The sequence below is a fragment of the Pseudorhodobacter sp. genome, from assembly GCF_030452865.1.
Classification (GTDB): domain Bacteria; phylum Pseudomonadota; class Alphaproteobacteria; order Rhodobacterales; family Rhodobacteraceae; genus Pseudorhodobacter.
Genome location: NZ_JAKDLJ010000235.1, coordinates 1 through 5,715 on the forward strand (window position 1 = coordinate 1; position 5,715 = coordinate 5,715).

Genomic DNA, 5,715 nt, shown 5'->3' on the forward strand with positions numbered 1-5,715 from the left:
GAACATGGCAGAAACGACGGGTACGGCAAAACTGACCTTTGGCGGAAAATCCTTTGATCTTCCGATGCGATCCCCGACGCTTGGGCCGGATGTCGTCGATATCGGCAAACTCTACGCGCAGGCCGATATTTTCACCTATGATCCCGGCTTCACATCCACCGCGGCCTGCGAAAGTGCGATCACCTTCATTGATGGCGACAAGGGCGAACTGCTGTATCGGGGCTACCCGATCGAACAACTGGCCAAGGAATCGCATTTCCTCGAAGTCTGCTACCTGCTGCTTTACGGCGAATTGCCTGACACGCCCCAGTTGCAGGATTTCGAAGATCGCGTGACCAAACACACCATGGTGCATGAACAGATGCACATGTTTTTCCGGGGGTTCCGGCGTGACAGCCACCCGATGGCAACGATGGTCGGTGTCGTGGGCGCAATGTCGGCTTTCTATCACGACAGCCTTGATATTTCGGATGAATGGCACCGCGAAGTCTCTGCCATCCGCATGATTGCGAAACTACCGACAATCGCTGCGATGGCCTTCAAGTACTCCATCGGTCAACCTTTCGTTTATCCCAAGAATACATTGGATTACGCCTCGAACTTCCTGCATATGTGCTTTGCGGTGCCAAGCGCGGAATATCATCCCGACCCGATCCTCGCCAAAGCGATGGACCGGATCATGATGCTGCATGCCGACCACGAACAAAACGCCTCCACCTCTACCGTGCGGCTTGCCGGATCGTCGGGTGCGAACCCGTTTGCCTGTATTGCCGCCGGGATTGCCTGCCTCTGGGGTCCGGCGCATGGTGGGGCCAATCAGGCCGCGCTGGAAATGCTGCGCGAGATCGGCACGGTTGACCGTATCCCCGAATATATCGCCCGCGCCAAGGACAAGGATGATCCGTTCCGTCTGATGGGCTTTGGCCACCGCGTATACAAGAACTTCGACCCGCGCGCCAAGGTGATGAAGGAAAGCGCTGATGAGGTGCTGGACCTGATGGGCATCCACAACAACCCGACGCTGCAAGTCGCCAAGGAGCTGGAGCGGATTGCGCTGGAGGATGAGTATTTCATCTCCAAAAAGCTCTATCCCAATGTCGATTTCTATTCCGGCATCATTCTGGATGCGATGGGGTTCCCGACCGCGATGTTTACCCCGATCTTTGCGCTGTCGCGCACCGTCGGTTGGATTTCGCAGTGGAAAGAGATGATCGGCGATACCGCGCAGAAAATCGGCCGCCCGCGTCAGCTTTACATCGGCGAAAAGCAAAGGGACTACGTTCCGGTCGAAAAGCGGTAAGACCCCGGCCTTGCGCGTTGCCCCGAACGGCGGTCCATCGGGCCGCCGTTTCCTCTTTTCGTTGCGACTGTGGCTGCTACCACCCGGCCGAAAACGAAACGAAAATCGACGCGCGCTTCATTCCGGTGGCGTCAATCTGATCTCTTCGCGTACCGGTTCCGCCACAATCTCTGGCTGCCGACCCCAGCGCGCGCGCTGGTCAAGCGCCGTCGGATGAATACGCTCCGACGGGTCGCGCCCCACCTTGCGCCGCCGCCGGTACAAAAACACCGCGCCAAATCCGCGCCACGTCCCCACCATCGGCGCATCGGGGTCGCAGGGATAACGCTCCCGCCATGCTGGCGGCAGATCAATGCCGCAACTTGCCAGCTTTTCCAGCATCCAGACCAAGGGGATATTCGACAACGGCCGTGCGACCTGAAAATTGCCCAACTGCCCGCCGATATCGGCATGGGCGCCGCGAAACCAGACTTGTTCCACCTTGCTTTGCGTCTGCGGTTCGGTGTGCCAAAGCACCGGGTTGAACACGACCCGCGTTTCATTCAGCGCCAGCGCGTGGAACCCGTTCCGGATGCTGCGACCCAGCGTGGCGTCGTGGAAAGCGTGTTCCTGTTCGGTCAACATCCACAAAAGCGGCAGCCGCATCCCAAGCGCCTTTACCGTATCCCAGACGCCGACCATCTCGATCTCTACCGACTTGTGGCAATAACTCTCAGAAAAGGCTTTGGTCACCGGGCTGGTCGGGTTCAACTGATAATGGCGGTAGGCCAGCTTGACGTTGCGTTCGGTCGCAAATTCCGCCCGCAGCAGGCCCACACGGTCAATCGCCCCGGCGAGCGAACGCGCGGCATAAGCGCCGCGCGAATAACCGAGCAGGAATATCCGGTCACCGGGCCGATACTGGCTGGCCAAAAAGCCATAGGCGCGGCGGATCTGCATGTTGATACCGCGCCCTTCGGCGACATCGACAATCTGCGCCCAATCGACCCATTGCACCCCCGGCTCATAATAAAGCCGACGTTGCACATTCGGGCCGCGTTCCGCCAAAAGTTTGAACAGCAAACCGGCGTTGGTCTCATACCCCGGCTCCAATGATGACAATGTGCCATCGAGGATCAGGATATGATCGACCACGCCCCGTTCGACATGCGGCGAGGTTGCCCCGGTCGCATCGGTGACAACCGGGGTGCGGCCCCGGACCCATGACACAAGGCGGTGAAAAATGCTCAGCTTCCCCCCCCTTCGGACGCGTGAAGCGCTGACCATAGCCGCGCGGGCGTAAAGGGCATGTCAACGGGGGCGGCCCCACATTGCGCCAGCGCATCGACAACGGCATTCGCCACCGCACCGAGCGAGCCGACGGTGCCCGCCTCGCCACAGCCTTTCATGCCCAAAGGATTGGTCGTTGAAGGCGTCGGGGCCGTGGCAAAACGGATCATCGGAAAATCGGCAGCGCGCGGCATGGCGTAATCCATGAAGCTCGCGCTTTGCAACTGGCCGTGGTCGTCAAAGCGCGCCGCCTCCATCACCACTTGGCCGTAACCCTGCGCGATGCCGCCATGCACCTGCCCCGCCACCAGATCGGGGTTGATCATCGTGCCGAAATCATCGACGACGCTGTAGCGGTCCAACCGGACAAATCCGGTTTCCGGGTCCAACTCCACCTCCGCCAGATGCGCGCCATTGGGGAAAGAGCCGGCGGGCAGATTGATGGTCTCGCGATGCGACAGCAGATCGTCGCGCCCGGCTTTTCGCGCCCGCTCCGCCGCCTCCAGCATGGTTACGCGCAGGTTTGACCCCGGCGCACCAAAGCGCCCATCCTCAAACGCGACACCTTCGCCAAGCTCCGCTTGCAGGAATTCGGCAAAAGCCGGGATCATCACCGCCACGACCCCACGAATCGCCGTGCCTTGCAGCGTGACGGAACGTGACCCACCCGTACCGCCGCCAACCGCGATGCGGTCACTGTCACCCTGCACGATGCGGATCAGGCTTTCGTCAATCCCGGTCTGCTCCGCCAACATGCGGGTGTAAACCGTCTCATGGCCCTGACCGTTCGATTGGGTGCCGACAAGCAGCGATACGGTCCCATCATCTTCATACACCACATGCGCGGTTTCATTCGGACTGCCGAGAATGGATTCGATATAGGTCGCAAGACCGATGCCGCGCATCATGCCACGCGCGCGCGAATCTGCCCTGCGCGAGGGGTAGCCTGAAACATCAGCTTCGCGCCGCAACATATTTAGAACATTGTAGAAATCTCCAACATCAATCGTCAGGCCATTGACCATCCGATACGGGAAAGCCTGGATGAAATTGCGTTCCCGCAATGCGAACGGATCAAGACCCAGCACCCTCGCCGCATTGTCCATCGCGCGTTCGATGGTCAGAATCGCTTCGGGTCGCCCCGCACCGCGATAGGCATCCAACGGCGTGGTATGGGTATAAACTCCCTGCGCCGTCAGCAATGCAGTCTGGATATCATAACATCCGGTGAAAACCTTCGAGAACAGCACCGACTGGATCGGTTGCGCGAATTGCGAATTATACGCCCCCATGTTGGAGGTCACATCAGCGCGGTAGGCCGTGATGCGGAAATCGGCGTCAAAGCCCAGTTCCGTCTGCACCACAAGATCGCGCGCGCCATTGTCGGCCAACATGCTTTCCGTCCGCTCCGCCATCCAGCGCACCGGACGGCCCAGCATCCGTGCGGCCTGCGCGATGCAGGGATATTCCGGATGGGTCATGCCCTTGAGCCCAAAACCGCCGCCAACATCCGGCGTGGTGACCCGCACGTCAGCGCGATCGAGCGCCAGCATCCGCGCCAAATCCCCCTTCAGCACCCAAACCCCCTGCCCGTTGACGCAGACATGCAGGCGCTTGCCATCCCATTCGGCGTAGCAGGCGCGCGGTTCCATCGGGTTCACGATCACCCGGCCATGCACAACCTCATGGCGGACTCGGTGGGCCGATGACGCGAGAGCCGCCTCCACCGCCGCACCGTCCCCCAGCCCCCAGTCATAGGCGCGGTTTTCTGCCGCTTCAGCATGAACTTCGACGCCGCCCGGTGCCAGATCCAGTTTCACGGCGAGATCTGAATAATCCACCTCGATCCGCTCCGCTGCATCCAACGCGACGGCAGGCGTCTCGGCCACGATCATCGCCACCGCCTCACCGACATGGCGCACAACGCCCCGCGCCAGAACAGGGCGTTCAGGTTGCGCGCCTTTGCTGCCGTCCCGGCACGGCACCGCCGCAGCCAACAGCCCGATTTTCACGCCCGCCGCTTCCATCCGTTCGGCGGTCAGGACCAGATGGACACCCGGCATCGCCTCCGCCTCTGCGACATCAAGCCGGGTGATTTTGGCATGGGCGACCGGCGCGCGCAAAAACACTGCGAACAACGCATCGCGCGGCGCGATGTCATCGGTATAGCGGCCTTGCCCGGTCAGAAAGCGCAGATCCTCGATCCGCCCGGTCCCTTGCGCCTTGCCGAATTTCTGCATCCGCCCCCCGCTTTCCACCTGCAAACACTAACCCCCCGGCGGAATTTGTCCAGCCGGAGGGCAATGTTTCACAGCGAAAGTTACCTTGGCGTCAGCCGTGCAGGTTCAAGACGATTTCCTTGCCCAACTCGCCAAAGCCATTGAAGCGGGTGTTGGTCACGGTGGAATAAGCGCCCATGCCATGAAACAGCAGATAATCGCCCTCCCCCAGATCGGCGGGCAGCATCAGTTCCCCCGGCAAACGGTCGACGGAATCGCAGGTCGGGCCAAAGACGATGCGCGCGACGGCTTCCTCCGCGCGCGGGGTGCCATCCGCGCCCATCGCCTCGGTGCGGTCAATCACCCCGATCATCGGCAATTCGGTCAAGGAGCCATACACCCCGTCATTCAGAAAGATATGCGACTCGTCGCGCAGCGCCTTCACCCGCGTTGCGACGCAATAGGCATCGCCGCACAAGCCTCGCCCCGGTTCACAGACCAGAAGCGGGCGATTGGCCCCGAAGGACTCGGTCGCAACCCGGTCGATCGTCTCGAAGATATGGTCGAGATCGGGGGAAACCGCCTCCAGCCGGTGGTTGGGAAAGCCGCCGCCAACATTCAGGCGCGCAATGGTCACGCCCGCCTCCTCCGCAATTTCGGCTGCGGTGCGGATATAGGTTTCCCAAGCCGCCGCTTCGGTGCATTGCGTGCCGGGGTGGAACGTCAGCGACGGCACAAACCCCGCCGCCGCCACGGTTTTCAGCAGTTCCACCGCCAGTTCCGCCGTCGCGCCGAACTTCGCGCCAAAGTTATAGGCGGCCCCGCCGACCGGCAGCTTGAATCGCACCGAAATCTCCGTCCCCTCCGCCGGGACCATTTCGATCAGTTTGTCCACGAAGAACAAACGGCTCTCGAACATTTTCTGAT

4 protein-coding genes are annotated in these 5,715 nt (G+C 61.1%); 1 reads left to right on the top strand and 3 read right to left on the bottom strand.

What is annotated here, in order from left to right:
• The first annotated feature begins 4 nt into the window (after positions 1-4).
• Positions 5-1,300, top strand: a complete 1,296-nt coding sequence (gene gltA / locus L0H65_RS13215) for a citrate synthase (protein ID WP_301459519.1) — start codon at positions 5-7, stop codon at positions 1,298-1,300.
• Positions 1,301-1,417: 117 nt separating this feature from the next.
• Here the strand turns inward: gltA and L0H65_RS13220 are convergent, their stop codons facing one another.
• From L0H65_RS13220 to L0H65_RS13230, 3 genes are all read right to left on the bottom strand, one after another.
• Complete coding sequence (locus tag L0H65_RS13220) at positions 1,418-2,509, bottom strand: DUF2235 domain-containing protein (protein WP_301459516.1); 1,092 nt, start codon at positions 2,507-2,509, stop codon at positions 1,418-1,420.
• A 17-nt stretch (positions 2,510-2,526) separates the two neighbouring features.
• Complete coding sequence (locus L0H65_RS13225) at positions 2,527-4,809, bottom strand: xanthine dehydrogenase family protein molybdopterin-binding subunit (RefSeq protein ID WP_301459517.1); 2,283 nt, start codon at positions 4,807-4,809, stop codon at positions 2,527-2,529.
• Positions 4,810-4,900: 91 nt separating this feature from the next.
• Positions 4,901-5,715: type III PLP-dependent enzyme (locus L0H65_RS13230; protein WP_301459518.1), on the bottom strand; the 815-nt coding region annotated here is incomplete at its 5' end.

Bases quoted from the DNA above. Each gene is read 5' to 3' on its own strand.
- gltA (WP_301459519.1), top strand. From the start codon at position 5: ATGGCAGAAACGACGGGTACGGCAAAACTGACCTTTGGCGGAAAATCC.
- L0H65_RS13225 (WP_301459517.1), bottom strand. From the start codon at position 4,809: ATGCAGAAATTCGGCAAGGCGCAAGGGACCGGGCGGATCGAGGATCTG.